The organism is Lysobacter sp. Soil_N_23 (genome assembly GCF_057656135.1).
Genome location: NZ_JBDGKY010000006.1, coordinates 73359 through 92828, shown reverse-complemented (window position 1 = coordinate 92828; position 19470 = coordinate 73359). Strand labels below are relative to the sequence as shown.

19 protein-coding genes and 1 tRNA gene are annotated in these 19470 nt (G+C 65.5%); 10 read left to right on the top strand and 10 right to left on the bottom strand.

The window, feature by feature from the left end; all coding sequences use genetic code 11:
* Positions 1 to 77 precede the first annotated feature (77 nt).
* Positions 78 to 581: a pantetheine-phosphate adenylyltransferase gene (gene coaD / locus AC3A3X_RS06875; protein ID WP_487582285.1), complete on the bottom strand. Its 504-nt coding sequence runs from the start codon at positions 579 to 581 to the stop codon at positions 78 to 80.
* 106 nt (positions 582 to 687) lie between these two features.
* Positions 688 to 1194 (bottom strand): 16S rRNA (guanine(966)-N(2))-methyltransferase RsmD, encoded by a 507-nt coding sequence (gene rsmD / locus AC3A3X_RS06870; RefSeq protein WP_487582284.1) that lies wholly within the window; start codon positions 1192 to 1194, stop codon positions 688 to 690.
* Between rsmD and ftsY the strand changes: the two genes are divergently transcribed.
* From ftsY to AC3A3X_RS06850, 4 genes are read left to right on the top strand one after another with little or no spacing between them, the layout of a single operon-like run.
* Positions 1136 to 2614 carry a signal recognition particle-docking protein FtsY gene (gene ftsY / locus AC3A3X_RS06865; RefSeq protein WP_487582283.1) on the top strand — a complete coding sequence of 493 codons (1479 nt, stop codon included), beginning with the start codon at positions 1136 to 1138 and terminating at the stop codon, positions 2612 to 2614. The genes rsmD and ftsY overlap by 59 nt on opposite strands.
* Before the next feature lie 17 nt (positions 2615 to 2631).
* Entirely contained in the window at positions 2632 to 3912 is a 1281-nt protein-coding gene (locus tag AC3A3X_RS06860) for an AsmA family protein (RefSeq protein ID WP_487582282.1), read from the top strand.
* The gene (mutY, locus tag AC3A3X_RS06855; RefSeq protein WP_487582281.1) at positions 3909 to 4991 is read left to right on the top strand and encodes an A/G-specific adenine glycosylase; all 1083 of its coding nucleotides are present in this window, start codon (positions 3909 to 3911) and stop codon (positions 4989 to 4991) included. Before AC3A3X_RS06860 ends, mutY begins: the two co-directional genes overlap by 4 nt.
* A 3-nt stretch (positions 4992 to 4994) precedes the next feature.
* A complete protein-coding gene (locus tag AC3A3X_RS06850) occupies positions 4995 to 5267 on the top strand; it encodes an oxidative damage protection protein (protein ID WP_487582280.1) in 273 nt (90 codons plus the stop codon).
* 17 nt (positions 5268 to 5284) lie between these two features.
* On the opposite strand, the gene AC3A3X_RS06845 is transcribed toward AC3A3X_RS06850, so the two are convergent.
* Positions 5285 to 5725, bottom strand: coding sequence for a DUF6491 family protein (locus tag AC3A3X_RS06845; protein ID WP_487582279.1), 441 nt, complete (start codon positions 5723 to 5725; stop codon positions 5285 to 5287).
* A gap of 172 nt (positions 5726 to 5897) precedes the next feature.
* Here AC3A3X_RS06845 and AC3A3X_RS06840 point away from each other — a divergent pair.
* The 3 genes from AC3A3X_RS06840 (at position 5898) to AC3A3X_RS06830 (ending at position 7384) form a co-directional block, all read left to right on the top strand.
* Positions 5898 to 5973: transfer RNA gene (locus tag AC3A3X_RS06840), tRNA-Phe, on the top strand.
* A 130-nt stretch (positions 5974 to 6103) separates the two neighbouring features.
* A complete protein-coding gene (locus AC3A3X_RS06835; RefSeq protein ID WP_487582278.1) occupies positions 6104 to 6655 on the top strand; it encodes a hypothetical protein in 552 nt (183 codons plus the stop codon).
* A 162-nt stretch (positions 6656 to 6817) separates the two neighbouring features.
* Positions 6818 to 7384: a hypothetical protein gene (locus AC3A3X_RS06830; protein ID WP_487582277.1), complete on the top strand. Its 567-nt coding sequence runs from the start codon at positions 6818 to 6820 to the stop codon at positions 7382 to 7384.
* A gap of 143 nt (positions 7385 to 7527) precedes the next feature.
* Here AC3A3X_RS06830 and AC3A3X_RS06825 read toward each other — a convergent pair whose 3' ends face one another.
* Complete coding sequence (locus tag AC3A3X_RS06825) at positions 7528 to 8601, bottom strand: STAS-like domain-containing protein (RefSeq protein ID WP_487582276.1); 1074 nt, start codon at positions 8599 to 8601, stop codon at positions 7528 to 7530.
* 175 nt (positions 8602 to 8776) lie between these two features.
* Positions 8777 to 10093 carry a Fic family protein gene (locus tag AC3A3X_RS06820; protein WP_487582275.1) on the bottom strand — a complete coding sequence of 439 codons (1317 nt, stop codon included), beginning with the start codon at positions 10091 to 10093 and terminating at the stop codon, positions 8777 to 8779.
* Positions 10094 to 10430: 337 nt separating this feature from the next.
* Between AC3A3X_RS06820 and AC3A3X_RS06815 the strand changes: the two genes are divergently transcribed.
* A complete protein-coding gene (locus AC3A3X_RS06815) occupies positions 10431 to 11651 on the top strand; it encodes a S1 family peptidase (RefSeq protein ID WP_487582274.1) in 1221 nt (406 codons plus the stop codon).
* Positions 11652 to 11713: 62 nt separating this feature from the next.
* Here AC3A3X_RS06815 and AC3A3X_RS06810 read toward each other — a convergent pair whose 3' ends face one another.
* From AC3A3X_RS06810 to AC3A3X_RS06800, 3 genes are all read right to left on the bottom strand, one after another.
* Positions 11714 to 12085, bottom strand: coding sequence for a VOC family protein (locus AC3A3X_RS06810; RefSeq protein ID WP_487582273.1), 372 nt, complete (start codon positions 12083 to 12085; stop codon positions 11714 to 11716).
* Positions 12086 to 12191: 106 nt separating this feature from the next.
* On the bottom strand, positions 12192 to 13253 hold the full coding sequence (locus AC3A3X_RS06805) for a lipid A deacylase LpxR family protein (RefSeq protein WP_487582272.1): 1062 nt from the start codon (positions 13251 to 13253) through the stop codon (positions 12192 to 12194).
* A gap of 267 nt (positions 13254 to 13520) precedes the next feature.
* Entirely contained in the window at positions 13521 to 14861 is a 1341-nt protein-coding gene (locus AC3A3X_RS06800; RefSeq protein ID WP_487582271.1) for a c-type cytochrome, read from the bottom strand.
* 205 nt (positions 14862 to 15066) lie between these two features.
* Here AC3A3X_RS06800 and AC3A3X_RS06795 point away from each other — a divergent pair, with 205 nt between their 5' ends.
* Both AC3A3X_RS06795 and AC3A3X_RS06790 read left to right on the top strand, forming a co-directional pair.
* Complete coding sequence (locus AC3A3X_RS06795) at positions 15067 to 15426, top strand: excalibur calcium-binding domain-containing protein (RefSeq protein WP_487582270.1); 360 nt, start codon at positions 15067 to 15069, stop codon at positions 15424 to 15426.
* 31 nt (positions 15427 to 15457) lie between these two features.
* Positions 15458 to 16000 carry an RNA 2'-phosphotransferase gene (locus AC3A3X_RS06790; protein WP_487582269.1) on the top strand — a complete coding sequence of 181 codons (543 nt, stop codon included), beginning with the start codon at positions 15458 to 15460 and terminating at the stop codon, positions 15998 to 16000.
* A gap of 9 nt (positions 16001 to 16009) precedes the next feature.
* Here AC3A3X_RS06790 and AC3A3X_RS06785 read toward each other — a convergent pair whose 3' ends face one another.
* Both AC3A3X_RS06785 and AC3A3X_RS06780 read right to left on the bottom strand, forming a co-directional pair.
* Complete coding sequence (locus AC3A3X_RS06785; RefSeq protein WP_487582268.1) at positions 16010 to 16879, bottom strand: ribonuclease H-like domain-containing protein; 870 nt, start codon at positions 16877 to 16879, stop codon at positions 16010 to 16012.
* The gene (locus tag AC3A3X_RS06780) at positions 16876 to 19368 is read right to left on the bottom strand and encodes a DEAD/DEAH box helicase (protein ID WP_487582267.1); all 2493 of its coding nucleotides are present in this window, start codon (positions 19366 to 19368) and stop codon (positions 16876 to 16878) included. Before AC3A3X_RS06780 ends, AC3A3X_RS06785 begins: the two co-directional genes overlap by 4 nt.
* Positions 19369 to 19470 lie beyond the last annotated feature (102 nt).

The following is a 19470-nucleotide window of genomic DNA, read 5'->3' as shown; positions in this document are numbered from 1 at the left end:
TAATGGTGGAACGGGTGGAGGATCTGGATGCTTTGATCAGGTTGCTTTGAGCGCGTCTGTTCGGACGCCGTTGCGGATCAACGGTGGTTGCGTTGCCATTGCGCCTGCAACGCTGCGGCTACCGCCGGCGGCACGAAACCCGAGACATCGCCGCCCAGGCGGGAGATCTCGCGCACCAGCGAAGAGGAAATGAAGCCGTACTGCTCGGCAGGGGTCAGGAACAGCGTTTCGACTTCCGGAATCAGGTGGCGGTTCATGCTGGCCAGCTGGAACTCGTACTCGAAGTCCGACACCGCGCGCAGCCCGCGCAGCAGCACGCCACCGCCGACCTGGTCGACGAAGTGCGCCAGCAGGCTGTCGAATCCGCGGACCTCGATATTGGCGTGGTGGGCGACCGCCTTGCGCGCCAGCTCGACGCGCAGGTCCAGCGGCAGCGCCGGGCCCTTCCCCGGGCTTTCGGCGACACCGATGATCAGCCGCTCGAACAGCGGCGCTGCGCGGTCGACCAGGTCGATATGGCCGTTGGTGATCGGGTCGAAGGTGCCGGGGTATACGGCGATTCGGTTTCGGGCCACGGTCATTCGGGTCGTCGACAGGTGGCCGAAGTGTAACAGTCGCCCGTAGGAGCGAGCTTGCTCGCGACCGGACGACCCGGCGCGGCCACGCCCATCGCGAGCAAGCTCGCTCCTACGGAAGCGACGCGGACCGCCGATAGAGGGCAAATCGCACCTCCCGGGTCCGACCTTCACGGTGCAGGCGCCAGTCCGGCGGCAATTGCGGCGCTGCGTCATGCGGCGCCTCGACGTACAGCCAGGCGTCGGGCTTGAGCGTGGCGATGACAAGTGGCAACGCCTTGTCCCACAGGCCGGCGGCAAAGGGTGGATCGAGGAACGCCAGGTCGAAACCGGCTTCGGCCTGCCCCGCCAGCCAGGAAAGCGCATCGCCCTGGACGATCGTTGCCGCCTCCCCGCCGGGCAGGCGCGCGGCCAGCGTGCGCAGGGCATCGGCCAGGCCCGGGTCGCGTTCGACCAGCACCGCGCTGGCGGCGCCGCGCGAAAGTGCCTCCATGCCCAGCGCGCCACTGCCGGCGAACACATCGAGCACGCGGGCGCCGGGCAGCATCGGCATCAACCAGTTGAACAGGGTCTCGCGCACCCGGTCCGAGGTCGGCCGCAGACCGGCCACGGCCGGCACGCTCAGCCGCGTGCCGCGCCAGCGTCCACCGATCAGGCGCACTTTGCCCGCGGCCGCGGTGGCCGGCATGGCGACGGTGGCGGGATGGCGTCGGGGCGGTTTGTTCATCGGGGTCGGGAGGGGGCCGGTGCTAGCATGTGTGCATTCTCGCGCATTCCCCACATTGCCCTCGATGCTCAGTTTTTTCCGCCGCAAGAAACCCCAGACTCCAGCCGAAGCGGCAAAGCCGGGCGCCAGCGAGGGCGCTTACAGCACCGAGGAACTTGCTGCGGCATTCCCGGCGCCGCCTGAAGACGAGGCGCCCGTCGCCGAGCCGGTCGCAGAACCTGCCCCGCCCCAGCCGCCCGAACGACGCGAACCTGAGCCTGTTCCAGCCGAGATCATCGCCGCAGCGCTGGATGTCGAGCCGGTCCAGATCCAGGCCGTCGAGCCGGCCCCGCAACCTTCGCTCCCCGCCGAAGCCGCCCTCGCCGCCCATCCGATCGTCGCCCCAGCCGCGCCGGGCAAGACCGGTTGGCGCGAGCGTCTGCGCGGCAGCAGCTTCGCGCGCAGTTTCAGCGGCCTGTTCTCGCGCAATCCCAAGCTCGACGACGACCTGCTCGACGAGATCGAGACCGCGCTGATCACCGCCGACGTCGGCGTCGGCGCGACCACCGAGCTGATCGAGTCGCTGCGCAAGCGCATGAAGGCGCGCGAGTTCGCCGATGCCCGCGCATTGCTGGCAGCGCTGCGCGCGGACCTGCTGGCGATGCTGCAACCGGTCGCGCAGCCGCTGCAGATCGACACCAATGCCAAGCCCTTCGTGCTGCTCACCGTCGGCGTCAATGGCGTCGGCAAGACCACCACGATCGGCAAGCTCGCCAAGCGCTTCAAGGACGAGAACCGCCCGCTGATGCTGGCCGCCGGCGACACCTTCCGCGCCGCCGCCGTCGCCCAGTTGCAAGCCTGGGGCGATCGCAACGGCGTGCCGGTCGTCGCCCAGGGCCAGAACGCCGACGCCGCTTCGGTTGCCTTCGATGCCCTGCAGGCCGCCAAGGCGCGCGGCACGCAGGTGCTGATCGCCGACACCGCCGGCCGCCTGCACACCCAGCAGGGCCTGATGGCCGAACTGGGCAAGATCAAGCGTGTGATCCAGAAGATCGACGTCAACGCGCCGCACGAGGTCCTGATGGTGATCGACGGCACCACCGGACAGAACGCCCTGTCGCAGCTGCGCCAGTTCCATGCCGCGGTGGGCGTGACTGGCCTGGTCGTGACCAAGCTCGACGGCACCGCCAAGGGTGGCGTGGTGTTCGCGCTTGCACGCGAGTTCGGCATTCCGATTCGTTTCGCCGGTATCGGTGAGCGTCCGGAGGACCTGCGCGTGTTCGATGCCGAGGCCTTCGTCGACGCCCTCCTGCCCGGGTCGCTCGGCGCCTGACGCGGCCGACGCCACGCATGGCCGCGCCGGAACCCGCCATCCCGCGTCGCCCTTCGCGCCGCCGCAGCATCCTGCTCATCGCGCTTGTGGTGGTGTTCGCCCTGCTCGTGCTCGCATTGCGCTGGGTCGGGCAACCCAGTCGCGTCGCCGGATTGATCCTTTCCGAGGCCGGCGATGCACTTGGCCTTGAGATCACCGCGGCCGGCGCCAGCGAGTACCGGTTACGCGGCACGCCAATGCTGCTGCTTCGCGATGTCGTCGCCCGCCAGCCCGGCGCGCCGACGCCACTGCTTCGCGCCGAGCGCATCCAGCTCGAACTGCCATGGGCCACCATCCGCGCTGCCGGTGACGATCTGACGGTGCGCCGCATCGAACTTGACGCGCCGCAACTGGACCTCGCGGCACTGCAGCGCTGGCAGGCCACGCGGCCTCCGTCCGAGACGCGCATCCCGACCCTGACCGACGGCATGCGCCTGTTGCGTGGCCGCGTCATCGGCGACGCCTGGTCGGTCGATGCAATCGACATCGACCTGCCCGTGCTGTATCCCGACCGCGCCCTGACCGCACACCTGCGCGGACGCTTCAGCAGCGGCACCCTCGCCGCGCCCTTCGACCTCGATGCAGCGCTGACCCGCTTCGCCGTCAACGCCGGACTGGGCCTGAGCGGCGATGTCGGCGTCGAATCGCCGCCGTGGTCGCTGCCGATGCGATTGGTGTTGTCCGGGCGCGTGCGCGACGGCGACGACGGCATGGGTGTAGACGTCATCCGCCTCGGTGCCGTCGCGCGCTATCGCAACGGCGATACGGTGCTGCCGTTCGTGTTCGGAGTGGCCGGCCCTCTGCGCCTGCATTCGGGCGAAGTGACGATGACGCCGCTCGGCTTTGCCCTGCGCGGACGCGACGCCATGCCCAGCCTGCATGCCCGTGGCGGGTTCGCGTTTGGCGATGCATTGGCATTGCGCCTGGACGGCATGATCGCCGACTGGCCGAAGGCCTGGCCGGCATTGCCGGAACCGCTGCAATCGTCGGTGTCGGCGCTGCCGTTCAAGTACGAATATCGCGGCCGCGCCGACTTGTCCGACACCAGTGCGCTGCAACTGCAGCGCGACGCCACCCGCTTCGACGGCCACTTCCGACTGCCCGAAGTGCTGACGTGGATCGATACCATCGACCGGGGGACGCCGCTGCCGCCGCTGGCCGGGCACCTGTCGACGCCGAAGATCGAGATTGCCGGCGCGACGCTGCAAGGCGTCGAAGTCGATTTCGCACCCACGCAAGGCGAGGCGATGACGCCGTGAGCACGACGACACCCGTGGACCCGTTCGCCACACGCCTTCTTGCCTGGTTCGACGTCAGCGGCCGCCATGACCTGCCCTGGCAGCACCCGCGCTCGCCGTACCGGGTGTGGCTGTCGGAAATCATGCTGCAGCAGACCCAGGTCAAGACTGCTGCGCCCTACTTCGAGCGTTTCGTGGCGGCGCTGCCAACGCTGCGCGACCTCGCCGCCGCACCACTCGACGACGTGCTCGCACTGTGGTCGGGCCTGGGCTACTACGCCCGTGCACGCAACCTGCACGCCGCCGCCAAACGCTGCGTCGAACTGCACGGCGGCGACCTGCCGCGCGACCTCGATCCTCTGACCGCCCTGCCCGGCATCGGCCGCAGCACCGCCGCGGCGATCGCTTCGCAGGCATGGGGCGAGCGTTGCGCGATCCTCGACGGCAACGTCAAGCGCGTGCTCACCCGCTACCACGGCATCGACGGCTACCCCGGTCTGCCTGCGGTCGAGAGGAAGCTGTGGTCGCTGGCCGAGGATCACGTCGCCCGCGCGCAGTTGCCGCCATTGCGGATGGCCGACTACACCCAGGCACAGATGGACCTGGGGGCCACGCTGTGCACCCGTGCCGACCCGGCCTGCGTGTTGTGCCCGATGCAGGACGACTGCGTCGCCCGTCGTGAAGGTCGCGTCGCCGACCTGCCCACGCCCAAGCCCGGCAAGACACCGCCGCAGAAGTACGCGCACGTGCTGTGGGCCGAAGACAGCGACGGCCGCATCCTGCTGCAGCGGCGACCGCCGAGCGGCATCTGGGCATCGCTGTGGACCCTGCCGCAGGCCGAGGACGACACGCTGGCGCAGGACTGGTTCCAGCAACACCTCACTGGCAATTATTCAAACGCGCAAGTGTTGCCCGCTATCGACCACGCCTTCAGCCACTACAAGCTGCAACTGCAGCCGTTGCGCTGGCGCGGCACCGCGCTGCGCGGCCGGATCGGCGACAATGACGACCTGCGCTGGGTCGCACGCGAGGACCTCGGCGCGATCGGCATTCCAGCACCGATCCGCAAACTGCTGGAAGCCAGCGCCCGGGAACCCTGAACCATGCCCCGCACCGTCTACTGCGAATACGAAAAGCGCGAAACCGAAGGCCTCGACTTCGTGCCGTGGCCTGGCGAACTGGGCAAGCGCATCTTCGCCCACATCGGCAAGCCCGCCTGGGCGGCATGGCTTGCGCACCAGACCATGCTGATCAACGAGAACCGGCTGTCGCCGCTCGACCCCAAGCACCGCGCCTTCCTCGAAGGCGAAATGGAGAAGTTCCTGTTCGGTGGCGACGCCGCCAAACCCGCCGGCTACGTCGCCCCCGAAAACTGACACTGGGTCCTGAGGCTTCAGGACTTCTCGCGCTCGGCGACCTGCGCGGCGCGCTTCTCGCTTTCGGCCTGTCTCAGCGCCTTGGCATCGACCGGACGGATTTCCTTGATCCAGCACGGAATCTGATTGGACGCCCGGCTCAGCACGATGACCTTGTCGAAGTTCTGGTACACCCGCCCGAACTGGTTGGTCACGGTGATGGCCTGGGCGAAGTCCAAGTCCTGGCAGGTGCTCTTGAGCTCCAGCAGATAGACCTCGCTGGGCTTGGTCCACACCGCCAGCGCGGTATCGCCCAAGGGCGTCCAACCGTCGAGGCGGCCGAAGTACTGGAAGTTCGGAACCGGCGCGCCGGCGTGGGCGCGGTACAGCTCCAGCTTGTCGGCATCACTGATGCGAGTTGCGCTGGCGCAGGCGCTGGTGACCAGCGCGGCCAGGCAGGCCAGGACCAGGGCTTTCATGACGCTCTCCTGCAGCGCGCGGGCTGCCTGTGGAAGAACACCCCACAATCTTGCACCGCCCCGGCGCCGGCGCTGCAGCGACCCGCGAACCCGTTCAGCGCACATCCGGCTTGCCATGCCCGCCCGCGATCCGTATCATTCCGCTCCTCGCACGGCCTGACCGTCGCGGAATGGCCGGGTAGCTCAGTTGGTAGAGCAGGGGATTGAAAATCCCCGTGTCGGGGGTTCGATTCCCTCCCCGGCCACCATGATTAAACGTAAGCCCAGTAAGGCTCTCAGGCTTTACTGGGCTTTCTGCTTTCTGGGCCCATCGCGCCCCGTGTCACGGCCCGTGTCATGGCTCGCGTTCCGTCCGCTTGCCGCCCTGCTGGAAGTTCAATGCGCGCAGACCTAACAACCGAGTCGATCGGGAGAGCTGCCGTTGAGGAGGCGGTCATCGCCCTTAGCTTGCTGCTGCCTGGCGCGATTCCAGACCTGCTAGAAATGCTGCCGCAGGCCTCGACAGCGCATCCTCGGCAGCTGTGCACCGAGCTTCGAAAGCGTGGAGCGCAGCTGAGCCCTCAGGAAAAGCGGGAGCGTGGCGTGCGGGCCAATGCATTCCTCAGCCGGGAGGCGCTTTCCCAGATGACGCCTGCTGGCCAGAAGAGGCCGCTCGTGGCCCACGAAATCACGTTGCTTCGGGCCAGATTCACGATGCACAGGTTCGAGCGCGTTCTGGCCGTTCGCCCATTCGGAGACTCGGCCAAGCTTCGGCACTCACCTTCCATCCCATCCGAGCGGTGCGCTGGCTGTCGGCGGCTCGAATCGTTCGGCTGCGTCGAACCTGGCGAAGCTGCCACCTTTCCGCCCGACGACTGCGAGGTTGAAGCCTGCAACCTCATCTTGGAAATCAAGATCGATCACGTAGCGATGCTTCTTCGCGAAGCATGAAAAGCGTAGCCCGCCCCTGATCCAAGGGCGGGCTCCGGTCAACTCACGGCGGCGAGATCTCGGACAGAGGGACCAACCGCGTCGACTGCTGGTGTTGTTACGGGCACCGCCAGCTGGCCCGGCGCGGAGCCCGGACTCCCGCGCATCTCTAGCTCAGTGCCGGTGTCGACCTGGCACGCGGTAGGCGAGCGCGTAGGCGACTGGATCCATCGGCCGCTCCTCGGCGAGCACGTCGAACCTGGCTTCGATGTAGGCCTCGCTCCGACCTTCGACATGCGAAGCACCGAACCTGTCTCCGACGGCGCGCGCCCGGATCTGTTCGTCCGGCCATGCCGCGTCAAAGCAGGTGTTCGGCGAGATCTGCGTTGCCTGAATCAGCGCAACAGAATCTTCTCTGAGTTCATCAGGGTTCTGCAAACGGTCTCGCCCGGCAACGACGTAATCGCTGACTTGGAAAGCGCCAAGTCCGAAACTCAATTCACAAAGTCGATGGAGGCGATAAAACACGCACTCCCTGACTCGCTCAAGATCAATGGCCAGAACCCAATCCTTCTACTCCATTCCGCGCTTAGCGAGGGGCTTCACGCCAAGGATGACGCTGACTGCCTGGCGTATGCTGCGGCGGTTAGGACCATCCTTTTTGAGGCCGTTGACAGGCTAAGCAGCGCATTGAAGGAAGATGCCGAACTTGGCAAGGCATTAGCACTCTTGAGCAAGGCCAAGCAGTAGCGAGCATGAACTCGCACCTTGCTTCCGACTCGCTAGTCCCTGCGACGTTCCCCCGCTTTCAGTAGTGAGACGATCTAGAGTCCGGGATTACTGTAGCCGAACCTCGGGCACGGGGATGGCCGCGGGAGGTATGTTCGGCAGGTCTACGGCCGCTCGGCTTTGGTCCAAGTAGCAGTCCTGGCTGCCTCTTCGTCCCGGAGAACTTCCGCGCGTCGGATCATCTGCTGCACTTCCGGGCTCGCATGCATCGCAATGAGCTCCAAGTCTGGATGCGCATTTGCAAAGACCCGGAATATCTCATCGGCAAATGCTTGCCCAATTCTCCCCACGTCTTCGAAGTCGAGAATCACGCTCTTGAAACGGTCAACCCGTTGCATGAGTCGTTTGGCCTGAGACCTGGACACCAGGTTCTCATTTCCCACACGAGCCAACCGCACCGGAACCACGGTTTTTGCGAACGAGTAATCGTCGGGACCGCTGGAGTACTCCCGAAACACTTCGGTGTCCGTTCGGGTCGAATCGGTTGCGATCTCCATCGACACTGTCGTTCCTTGATGCTCGCCATCGCGCTCCATCAGCAGATCGTCCTCTTCGGAATCCACATGATCGAAGACAAGTTCTCCAGAGAATATGCGGAAAGCGTCGAACATTCGCGAAGTGAAGAAGATGCCTTCTCCTGAGTGCCTTCTTGGATCCGTCGTCAGCTTCCCCTTGGATAACTCCAGGAGGGCCAAACGCTCGTCGGGAAGATCGAGTGCACGAGTGATCTTTCTGAAGATACCAATGCCATTGTCCACCACCCGCATCGCGAGGGCGGTAGCGGTCCGGTCGACATTGACCCTGACTTCAGTGCCTTCGGAATGATCCACCGCGTTGTTGACCATTTCAGTCAAACCATGGTGGGCAATATCCATGACGTTGCTGGGGAGGCCCTGTAGAAGAGGCGCAACGTCCTGCGTCCAGACGCGGTCTTCGGCAAGACCTGAGATGGCATAGGAGAAGGAGTCACGCCGACTCTGTCCACGGCCATAGACCGGACGAGTGGTTCCAGTCTTGACGAGAAACCCGTCGTCGATCAGCGCCTGGGCATGCTTGATGACGGTCGGTCGACTGATCCCCAGACCTTTCATTACGGTCTGGATCAAGTCCTTGGGGTGATCGGCAACCGCGGCAAGTACCGCGGCCTGGATCTCAAAGGCTCTGGAGGGGCGTGCCATCGGGCGACTGTAAACCTAAAGCGACTTTATTGTAAAGTTAAGCCTCGCTGACTATAAAGAAACGGCGATAGACATCTTTCTTGGGGCCCGTTCAGGGAGTCAGTTAGCCGTGCCAGACGGACTGGCGTAGACCTACGAACGAGCCATCAGGTTCTCCGCCACACGCCTTGCCACCTCACTTGGTGCGATCCAGGCGCTTCGATAGATCCGGGACGGGCATGAACACGAACGATTTGCCTGACCTCTCTTTGTGCAAGAGACCAAGCTCAACAAGCCCCAGCAAGTCACTTCTAGCCGTCGGATAAGTAACGGTATGCGCCGCCTGATGGCCGGCGATTTCGTACCAACTGTCTGGATGCTTGATTGCATGAAGCAGGAGCGCACGTTGTCGATGATTCAGTTGAGCACCAAGGCGTGAGCCCGGCCTCAAGAGCGCTTCTGCCTGGCGACGCTCCTTGTGCTTTCGCGCCAGGTAGCTGCGGAGGCCATCGACTGCCTGGATGATGACTCCCAGCTGATGCTCCACGAAGTAGGACAAGTCGGAATTGTCGCTCTCCGTATAGAGGTAGGCCTGAACGTATTGAGCTGGCGCCTTCTTCAGCACGCTTGAGATGGAGATGTATTCAGTAAGCCAATATCCTGACTTGAGCATCGACCAGTAGAAGAGCGCTCGTGCGGTTCGGCCATTGCCATCACAAAAGGGATGGTCATAGCCGATCTGGAAATGAATTGCGATCGCCCTGACGATCGGGTGCAAGAACTCGCCGTCGCTGCCTCCGTTCGCGAAATCACAAAGCGCCTGCATTCGAGCCATCAACTCGCTCGCGGGGGGCGGCACGTGGAGCGTGATCGTTGGGTCCAGCCTATCTTGGACCACAACATTGTCTTCTTCGGTACGAAGTCGCCCCGCCTGCGACGGATCATCCAGGGCGTCATCCATGAGCAGTCGGTGAATACTGAAGATTGTTTTCGGCGTGAGCTTTCCTGCCTGCCAACCGTGGAGCGCCTGCATGACCTTGAAGTTGTTGTAGATCATGCGTTCACTGCGATCGCGGGGATTGCGCCCTGTCGCCAGCATTTCCTTGGCGATCTGGCGCGTGGTCGATGCCCCCTCCAACTGGGACGACGTCATCGCCTCTTCGATGAGAGACCGCATCAGATAACGATTACGCAGCGAGTCGGCGTCGATCGACTCCGTCCCTAGAATGGCGCCAGCGGCCTCACGATCAAGGTAGTGAAGTTTGCGCTGCATTGCGCTGGTGACTGACACAGCGAACGTCTGATCCGCTTTGTCCAGCAGGGGCAATTTACGCGCCATGGACATCCGCGCGAATCGCAGCCCCAACCACCATTCCTCACTGGAAAGGCCATCCGGGGATGGCAGATGCCGGAGGTGGTCCCAGTGCTCATATATGCCATTGACGTCAGGTCCCAGCCTGCGCGCCATGATTTCGCTCAACCGGCCTGGGGCCAGTGTGGTCGCTGCGCTCATGCCCGGGGGCTTAACCGGAATTTTCATCAATGAAGGCTTGCTATAAATTGTCCTGAGATTTATATCAAACTTACACAGGGAGATGTTAAGCAACTTTATCACAGTAATTTCAATGACTTACTGCATAACCAGTTTCCGCATCGGAGTTGCCGCCGAGCGCCATGTTCGGAGTTGTACGCCCAGGGCCAGCGTGTGGCCCTGTCCGCCCGCCGCAGTTCGCCCTTCACACCCCCGTGTTACCCCCGTGACAGCATCCGCGAGCCGGGCCCCGTGCGCCGCAATCGCCTCGCACGGACAGGGCCCTGCACCTCGACTCAATCCGACTGGAGATTCGCAGATGCGCAAGTTCGCTTCCTGGGCCAAGCGCGGCCTGTTGGTGGTTTCGCCCCTCTCTCTCGTAGTCGCAATGGCCGCATCCGCGGCGGAGCCTTCCGGCGCGATGCCGGACTCGGTCCGCGCGGCGATGCAGCGGGATCTTGGGCTGACGTCGGCCCAGTTGTCCCAGTACCTCAAGATCGAACGCCTCGCCGCGTTGCGGGAGAAGCAGCTGGCCCATGCACAGGGTCGCGCCTTCGCCGGCAGCTGGATTGAGCGCAATGCAAGCGGCGGCTACCAGTTGATCGTCGCGACGACCTCGATCCGCCCGCAGCAGGCGGCGGCAGGCGTCGAGATCCGTCAGGCACGCCGCAGCCTGGATGAACTCACCTCTTCCAAGTCCCGGCTGGACGCCGTGCTCGCAAGCGAAGGCAAGGCACCCGATGGCGTTTACGGCTGGTATGTCGATCTGCCCAGCAACAGCGTTGTGGTCAGCGTCGGCAAGGGTGGACAGCAGGCCGGCATCGACTTCGTTGCCGCAAGCGGCGTCGATGTCCAAAGCGTGCGCCTGGAGACTGCCGAAGAACAGCCGAGCCTGCGCGTGGACCTGAAGGGCGGACTGGGTTATCTGCGCAACCCCGGTGATGGTTATCTCTACGCATGTTCGGTTGGTTTCAACGTCACCCAGGGAAGCAATCCGGGCTTCGTCAGCGCCGGCCATTGCGGCACCGCCACCGAGGTCGTGTATTTCGAGCCGGCGCAATGGACGCTCGGGCCGAGGCTCGGCACGTTCGCCGCTTCCTCGTTTCCCGCGCCCGGCCAGACCGGAAACGACTACGCCTGGGTGAAGGTGGATGCCACTCACATCCTGTCGCCGACGGTTTACGGTTACGGCAGCGGCGACGTCACTGTCCGGGGCAGCGCTGAAGCGGCCGTCGGCGCCGCGATCTGCCGCTCCGGCCGTACCTCGGGTTGGCGATGCGGCACGATCGAAGCCAAGAATCAGACGGTCGCCTACAGCAGCGGCGAAACGATCTTGAATCTGACCCGCACCACCGCCTGCTCCGAAGGCGGCGACTCGGGCGGTTCGTTCATCACCGGTCCGGGCCAGGCGCAAGGTGTGCTGTCTGGTGGTAGCGGCACGTGCAAAGGCAAGCAGCCCAACAAGCGCACAAGGAGCTTTTTCCAGCCGCTCCTTCCGATTCTGCAGGCCTACGGCTTGAACTTGCGCACCGGCGTCTGACGGCGCTGCACCGAAAACAAGAACGCTCCGCTTGGCGGGGCGTTCTTCCGTCAGACATCACGCTAGATCTGAGCCAGCATCAACACATAACCATCCGGATCCTCAAGCCTGCATTCGCCGCCCGGCATGTAGAACGGGTACTTGATCTCGCCCGGCTCATGGCCGAGCTCCACCAGGGCGGCGCGGCTCTGCTTGATGTCGTCGTAGTAGAGATAGAAGAGGACGGCTTGCTGGGACGCATCTATCGGCCCGGACGCCAGTCCGACCATCAGGTTGGCCTTCTCGCTCTCCAGCCAAGCCCAGACAGGCGCGGTTTGCCCATTCGGAACAACGGTGTTGAGCACAGTGAAACCGAGGCCAGCGTAGAATCGGATGCTTCGCTCGACGTCGGCGACGTGGGCAAAGGCGACGAGTGACCTTGTCTGAGCTGCCATGTGAACCTCCGATGCCATTCAACGCAATGCCCGGTCACGCCGCCGAAGCGGCGTCGGCGCCCTGAGCTTATGCACGAAGGTTCAAGCCAGCAAGCCGGCCTGAAGATCAGAACGCCCGGCTGATCGTGAAGCTCCCGAACACCGGCGTCTCGCGCTGGCCATCGAACTCGCGCGTGCCGTGGTAACGCGCCAGCGCGAACTTCCAGCGATGCCGCATCAGCGCCACGCCGTAACCGATGTTGGCCACGGCATGACGCTTGTCGACGCTGTGGCTGTCGCGGAAGGTATTTCCGTCCAGCGTGATGTCATAAAACACCCAGCGCGTATCGAAGGTCACGAACAGATGCGCGCCGGGCACGTACTGGCTCTGTGGCTCGCGCGTCGGCGCCGTGTTCTCGCCGGCCGGGCGCAGGGGCGTGCTGCCGAAGTCGTCGGGAAGGTTCAGGCCGAAGCGGAACTCTGCGCCGGTGTTGAGGTAGGTCGCCAGGTTGCCAAAACTGCCACCGTAGTGCGCGATCGTGTCCCAGCCCCACCCTCGCGCGCCGTCGCTGGAGGAGAAACGAAGCATGCGCTCGTGGACGATCCGGAAGACCGGCTCGTTCTCGAGCTGGTTGTCCCAGCCGCGGAACTTCTCGCTGCCGGTGATCTGGTGCACAGCATCCTGCGCTTGCTTGCCCAGCGCTGCCGGTCCGACGATGCCGACCTGCAGTTGCGTGGTGCGCAGCTTGTCGCCTTCGCGTGCGTTGTAGCCCAGGCCGACCAGCAACGCGGCTGCATACGGCCGGTCGTCCTCGATCAGGTCGCTGCGACTGAAATCGGTCGGCGTGTAGATGCCCTGGGCGAAGGTCGCGATCATGTTCTGCTGCTCGAACGTTTCCGACTGCAGCGCCCCCAGGTAGCGGTTGACCCACTGGGCGAGCCGCGGGATGCAGGGATCGTTGGTGTAGTCGCGCAGGTTGGGCGATACCAGCGTCAGCTGCACGCCGTTGCTGTAGCCCTGGTCCTGGCCGCCGATCACGTCGTTGTCGACGCGCAGGTTGACGATAGGGGGAAGCCGGGTGCGGCCGCTGGTGCAATCTTCGCGGCCGTGTGCCTGGGCGGTTCCTATGGGGCAAAACGAGATCGCTGTGGCTGCCAGCAGCCACTTGCCAATGAACTGGGAACGCATGATTTCCTGCTATCAAGACCCCGGGGCGCCATGAGGCTTGACCGGTACCGGGCGTAGGGTTGGCGCTTCTGATCCGCTGTATCGTCGTGCTGATCGGTACTCCGCGGAGACACCGCGCCGACGCAGGTTGTCCCGTGCACTCCAGAAGCCTGGCGCGAGAATAGAGTCCCGCCCGCGCCATGGGTAGCCCTCGTGGCGGACCCTGTGTGTTGTCCGCAGCGCAACAATCTGCCGGTCTCGCGAATCGGGACGCGGCGCGTCCGCGCGCTACTGCGAACCACCGGCCTTCGCAGCAACCTCGGCGATGCGCTCCAGCGGTACATCTTCAACGTCTTCGGATATCACACGCGCGACGCGACCTTCGCCATCGCGCTCGAATCGCAGCGGCCCCAGCCCTCCATCCATCACGAACGTGGACTGCGTCAGCGCCACCAGTTCCTTCGGCGGTGCCTCGCCCTCGATCACATGCAGCTTGCCGTGCTGCAGCTCGATCCGCAGCGTCCAGTCGTACTCGTCGATCCGATAGCTGCCGACGTAATCACGCAGCAGGCGCTCGGGCACTGCCATCCCGCGTGCCGGCACGAGGTGGTTGGCGCTTCCCAGCGGATGCTCGCCTCCGCACACGGCGCAGGCCGTGCCCGGACCGAGATTGCCGATGCGATGCGCGACCGGATGGCGCGTCTTGAGGAATGCATGCAGTGCGGTGAGGTCGGCGTCGTTGAGACGACGATAGAAGAGCCACGGCATCTCCGGCGCCAGCAGCCCTGCCTTGCCGGTGCGGATCACCTGGATGAAGCCCGCCGCGTCGTACGACATGCCGGTAGGGTCGGGAGTGATGTTGGCGCTGAACACCTTGCGTCCATCGCGCCCGACATCGTTGCCGCCCGCATACGCGCCGGGCAGGCGCTTGCCATCCCACAGCGTGTGGCAGCCACCGCAATCGGCCAGCCCGGCGAGGTAGCGGCCCCGCTCTTCCGGCGTGGCGTGCGGGGGTTCGGGCACCGGCGCGGTGATCGGCCTGGGTTCACCGATATAGCGTTTGACCTGCTCGTCGGAGAGCACCGTCTGCGGCAGCGTGTTGCGCACGGCAGGCAGCGATCGCAGATACACCACCACCGATGCCAGGTCCTCGTCGGAAAGCTGGCGGAAAGACCGGTACCACATCTGCGGATGCAGCAGGCGGCCGTCGTGGCCGATGCCCTCGCGTATCGCGCGGGCGAGCATGTCGTCGCTCCATCGGCCCGCGCCGGTGTAGGGCTCGGGCGTGATGTTCGGCGCTACCAGCCAGGTCTTGCCGTCGGTCTTCCACACCCGGCCCGCATACGCACGACCTGCAACGATGGGACCGCCCGGCTGCTGCCAGTCGCGCTCGGAATGGCAGGCGGCGCAGGCGAGGATGCCTTCGGTCAGATACTCGCCGCGGGCTCGCCGCGCTTCGGTTCGTTCGAAAGTGCGGTCGGTAAGAGGTCGCACCTTCAGGCCTGGGATCGGGCCGAGCTGGACGATGGGCTTGGGCGCGTCCAACTGGGCCGCCTGGTCGCCCGCGGAGCAGCCCGCCAGCAGCAGTGCAAGCAAGTGCGCCAGGCCGAGCCGGGAAAACGACGCCATTGCACTGCTCCGGTCCGAGGCCCAAGTGCTCCAACGAGCCACAGGCCATGGCCCGGACAGGACGGTCGGTCCAATTCGGCTCCGGCGACCGGCTGAATAGCGGACCTTGATTCGACTGCGACTTTTTCTTGCACACGCGGCGGCCCGGTGCGGCTCGAAGGGCTGCTAGATTCGAACCCCTGTCACATTACAGTTGGGGGACTGTATGCGACCTCTCGTTTTCTCCCTGCTCGCGCTGCTGACGGCTTCGGGCTGGGAAACCGCGCATGCGCACGGCGGCGGCCTCGACAAGAACGGCTGCCACACCAATCGAAAGACCGGCGATTACCACTGCCATCGAGGACCCGCCGCGTCCGCGCCTTCCGGCGGCGACCGGTCGAGTCCGGCGCTGTTCGACGGAGGCAGGAAGGCAACCACCTCACAGGCATTTCGCAACTGCGCCGAAGCCCGCGCAGCCGGAGCCGCGCCCGTCCGGCGCGGCGAAGCAGGCTATGGAAGCCATCTCGACCGCGATGGCGATGGTGTCGGCTGCGAGCCATATCGGCAAAGCGCCCACGGCCGCTAGTCCACCACCATTCGAATCAGCAGCAGGCACCATGCGCAGAAGACATACCGACACCAGCAGATACCTCTGTTACGTACTGCGTCATGCCCCCGGAGCGATCGGATTGACGCTGGATCGCGAAGGATGGGCGGACATCGACGACCTGGTCGCAAGTGCGCGAAAGGCCGGGCACGTGCTCGACCCCCGCGTGATCCGTGCCGTCGTCGACGACAACGGCAAGCAGCGCTTCGCGCTGTCCAGCGATGGCCGGCGGATCCGCGCGGTGCAGGGGCATTCGACCGATACCGTTGCCATCCAGCGCGAACCTGCGTTGCCGCCCGAACGCCTGTTCCACGGTACGGCAACGCGCTTCCTCGATGCGATCCTCGCCGAAGGACTGCGGCCCGGCCTCCGCCATCACGTCCATCTGTCGGAGGACATCGCCATCGCCGCGCAGGTTGGACAGCGCCATGGCACGCCGGTGGTGCTGACGATCCAGTCCAGGCGCATGCATCAGCAGGGTTACGAGTTCTATCTGGCCGACAATGGCGTGTGGCTGACCGGGCCGATTCCGAAGGCGTTCATCACGACCTGAGCGAAAGCACTACGCTGCCTCCGCCAGATGCACGAACAGCCGCCCCAGCGTCACCACGTCCTGCAGATTGTGCTCGGCCACGCGGCGCAGGTTGTGCGACGAACCGCCGCGCAGGAACGACAGCCATGCCGCCGGCGCTTCCGAGCCCGGCAGGTCGTCTTCGCGCACGATCCGCAGCGCCTCGCGTTCGATGGTGGCCAGCCGGCAGTTCTCCCACACGCCGCGGTACCGGCGCCGGGTCGGGAACAGCAGGTCGACATGGTCGAGCGCGCTGATCGGATCGCCCATGCGCGCCAGGCGGTAGCGGGTCTTCAGCAGCGGTGCGTCGTAGCACCGTCCGTTGTAGCTGCACAGCACTGTTTGCGGTGACAGCCACTGCGCGAACGTGCGCAGCATCGCCGGCTCGGCCGCCAGCGTGGTGATGGTCAGCTGGCGGATGCGCAACGTGCCGGCGCTCCAGTCGGCTGCGCCGATCATGAAGGCGCGGGTGCCGGTACCACCGGCCAGTCCGGTGGTCTCGGTGTCGAAGAACAGCACGGCATCGGTATCCACCGCATCCTCGCGTTTGGCGAAGGCCAGCGGCACCGACGGCGGCGCCTGCATGGGTCGCGTGGATTCTGCCAGGAACAGCCCGGGTTCGATCTCGATGCCCGGGATGCTGCGATCGCGGGAGACCAATGGTGCCGGCGCGTGGCGCTGTCGCACGCCAAGCATGCGACGCAGCGCATCCAGCTGAGCACCCGGGTCAGGTCGTGGCGCCCCGGCAGCGGGCGCGGCAAACAGCGCCTGCGGAATGCCGCCCTCGCCTGCGCCGCTGCCGCTTGCCGTTTCACCGGCCTGTCTGCGCAGCGCGCGCAACTTCTCGAGCGTGACCGTCATGCGCCCACCGCGTTGCCATTATCGCCGGCCTCCAACTCGCGGGCTTCGATCAGCAACGACAGCACCCGTCGCGCCAGCGCCTTCGGCGTGGAGCCCTCGCCTTCCTCGCTCGCAGCCAGGATCGGGCCGACACAGGCCGGACACCCACTGCGGCAATCGCACCGTTCGACCAGCTCCATCGCGCGCATCACCAGCTCTTCCTGGCGTCGCCACAGTGGCTCGCTCAGGCCCACGCCGCCGGGGAAGTTGTCGTACAGATAGACCGTCGGCACGAACTGCTGCACATCCGCCAGCTCGATGCCGCCTTCCACGCCACGCAGCGTGCCGCGACCGCCCTGGTCGCTGCTGGCGAACCAGGCGCCGTCGCCATTGCCGACCGCCTTCTGCAGGTCGCGCGCGTCCGCCATCACCGCCACGGTCGCGACGATGTGCAACGCGTATGCCGCGCCGAGAAAGCCATCGAGCGCATCCTGCTTGCTGGCGAACCACGCCAGCAGCGTCGCCTGCGGCAGCTGCCACCAGACCGACGTCGTGTGCAGTTCCTGGTCGGGCAGGTTGACCGGACCGTAGCCGATGTTCTCGTGGGTGTAGTAACGGATCTTCTTGTAGCCCGACACCCGCCTCACCACGTGCACCTCACCATGGCTGGCATCGCCCTGGCCCGCGGCGCAGCCATCGAACCGCTCTAGCACCTTGAGCCTGGTGTAGTCGATGGAGTCGGTGTAGTAGTCGACATGGGTGCGCTGCACGTAAGCCTTGCGCCCTTCCCAGTCCAGCCGCTCCACCTGGTACGGCGTGGACTGGACCATGTGGATCGCGCCTTCGTACAGCGTCAGCGCCGCCGCCGAGTAGTCGACCTCGGCGATGATGGTCTGGCGGCCGTCGGTGCGGTCGACAACGACGAAGTTGCCATCGGCGACCGAACGCAGCGACACCGCGTTGGCCGGGTAGCTGTCGGCGATCCACTCCCAGCGCTCGCCCTCGCGATGGACCACGGCGGACTCGGCCAGTGCATCCAGGTACACCTCCGGCTCGATCGGCCCGAACATCTCGCGCACGTGGAATGGCAGTTCGAAGGCGGCGCAGCGGATGTGGTCGAACAGGATCAGCGGCTGGTCCGGCGCGGTGCGCGCATGCTCGGGCGGACTGTCGGCGAAGAAGTCCGGATGCCGCACCATGTACTGGTCCAGCGGCTGCGAGTTGGCCACCAGGATTCCGAGACTGGGCTGTTGCCTGCGGCCGGCGCGACCGAAACGCTGCCACGTCGCGGCGACGGTGCCCGGGTAGCCGTTGAGGACGACCACGTCGAGGCTGCCGATGTCGACGCCGAGTTCGAGCGCCGAGGTCGAGATGATTCCGTCGATGCGGCCATCGCGCATCGCCCGCTCGGCGTCGCGGCGCTCGCTTGGCAGGTAGCCGCCGCGATAGGCGCGGATGCGCGGCGGTTTGCGCGGGTCGTGGTCGAACACGTCCTTGAGGTACTTGGTCAGCACCTCGACCATCAGCCGCGATTGCGCGAACACCAGCGTCTTGAGCCCGGACTTGATGGCGATGCGGGCTATGCGATTGCTCTGCGAGCGCGCCGAGGCGCGCAGGCCCAGGTCGGCATTGACCACCGGCGGATTCCACAGCAGGACGTGCTTGTCGCCGGTCGGCGCGCCGGATTCGGTGATGGCCTGCACGCGGTCCTCGATCAACGCCTCGGCATGCGCCTGCGGATTTCCGATCGTCGCCGAGCACAGGATGAACTGCGGCCGCGCGCCATAGAACGCGCAGATCCGCTTGAGCCTGCGCAGCACGTTGGTGACATGGCTGCCGAACACGCCGCGATAGGTATGCACCTCGTCGATCACCACATAGCGCAGGTTCTCGAAGAACTGCGCCCACTTGGTGTGGTGCGGCAGGATCGCCTGGTGGAGCATGTCCGGGTTCGACACGACGATGTCGCCGTGCAGGCGGATCGCCTGGCGCGCATCGCCCGGGGTGTCGCCGTCGAAGGTGAATGCCTTGACGCCAAGGTCGCCGGCGCGATTGAGCTCCAGCAGCTCGGCAACCTGGTCCTGCGCCAGCGCCTTGGTCGGGAACAGGTACAACGCCTTGGCCCGCGAGGTCATCGCCGCAGCGACCACCGGCAGCGTGTAGCACAGCGATTTTCCCGACGCGGTCGGCGTGACGATGGCAACGTTGTCGCCGCGGCGGGCCGCCTCCCAGGCCTGCGCCTGGTGGCTGTAGAGACGCTCGATTCCGCGTGCGCGCAAGGCCTGTGCCAATGCCGGTGGCAGGTCCCGTGGCAGGTCTGCATACCGCCCTTCGCTGCCCGGGAGGGTGAAGCTGCCGGTGATGCGGCTGGCATAGCGCCGCGACAGTGCCTGCGCGAGCAGTCCACTGTCCGCGGCCGGACGGCCGTCCGCGCGCAATGCAAGCGCGCGCTCGTCGCTGTCGTGGTTCGTGTCGTGGACAGGGGCAAGCGCATGGGTCGGCGGCGACATCGTGTTCTCCTGCTGGGCGCCCGCGAGTGGAAGCGATGGCCGTCTCAACCGTTGCGACGGCAAGCGACGACCCGTTGACGCTGCGCTATCACCGGGAGGCGT

Bases quoted from the DNA above. Each gene is read 5' to 3' on its own strand.
- AC3A3X_RS06785 (WP_487582268.1), bottom strand. From the start codon at position 16,879: ATGACGGTCACGCTCGAGAAGTTGCGCGCGCTGCGCAGACAGGCCGGT.
- AC3A3X_RS06800 (WP_487582271.1), bottom strand. From the start codon at position 14,861: ATGGCGTCGTTTTCCCGGCTCGGCCTGGCGCACTTGCTTGCACTGCTG.
- AC3A3X_RS06845 (WP_487582279.1), bottom strand. From the start codon at position 5,725: ATGAAAGCCCTGGTCCTGGCCTGCCTGGCCGCGCTGGTCACCAGCGCC.
- AC3A3X_RS06820 (WP_487582275.1), bottom strand. From the start codon at position 10,093: ATGAGCGCAGCGACCACACTGGCCCCAGGCCGGTTGAGCGAAATCATG.
- AC3A3X_RS06780 (WP_487582267.1), bottom strand. From the start codon at position 19,368: ATGTCGCCGCCGACCCATGCGCTTGCCCCTGTCCACGACACGAACCAC.
- AC3A3X_RS06810 (WP_487582273.1), bottom strand. From the start codon at position 12,085: ATGGCAGCTCAGACAAGGTCACTCGTCGCCTTTGCCCACGTCGCCGAC.
- AC3A3X_RS06835 (WP_487582278.1), top strand. From the start codon at position 6,104: ATGCGCGCAGACCTAACAACCGAGTCGATCGGGAGAGCTGCCGTTGAG.
- AC3A3X_RS06795 (WP_487582270.1), top strand. From the start codon at position 15,067: ATGCGACCTCTCGTTTTCTCCCTGCTCGCGCTGCTGACGGCTTCGGGC.
- AC3A3X_RS06825 (WP_487582276.1), bottom strand. From the start codon at position 8,601: ATGGCACGCCCCTCCAGAGCCTTTGAGATCCAGGCCGCGGTACTTGCC.
- AC3A3X_RS06815 (WP_487582274.1), top strand. From the start codon at position 10,431: ATGCGCAAGTTCGCTTCCTGGGCCAAGCGCGGCCTGTTGGTGGTTTCG.
- AC3A3X_RS06805 (WP_487582272.1), bottom strand. From the start codon at position 13,253: ATGCGTTCCCAGTTCATTGGCAAGTGGCTGCTGGCAGCCACAGCGATC.
- AC3A3X_RS06850 (WP_487582280.1), top strand. From the start codon at position 4,995: ATGCCCCGCACCGTCTACTGCGAATACGAAAAGCGCGAAACCGAAGGC.
- AC3A3X_RS06860 (WP_487582282.1), top strand. From the start codon at position 2,632: ATGGCCGCGCCGGAACCCGCCATCCCGCGTCGCCCTTCGCGCCGCCGC.
- AC3A3X_RS06790 (WP_487582269.1), top strand. From the start codon at position 15,458: ATGCGCAGAAGACATACCGACACCAGCAGATACCTCTGTTACGTACTG.
- coaD (WP_487582285.1), bottom strand. From the start codon at position 581: ATGACCGTGGCCCGAAACCGAATCGCCGTATACCCCGGCACCTTCGAC.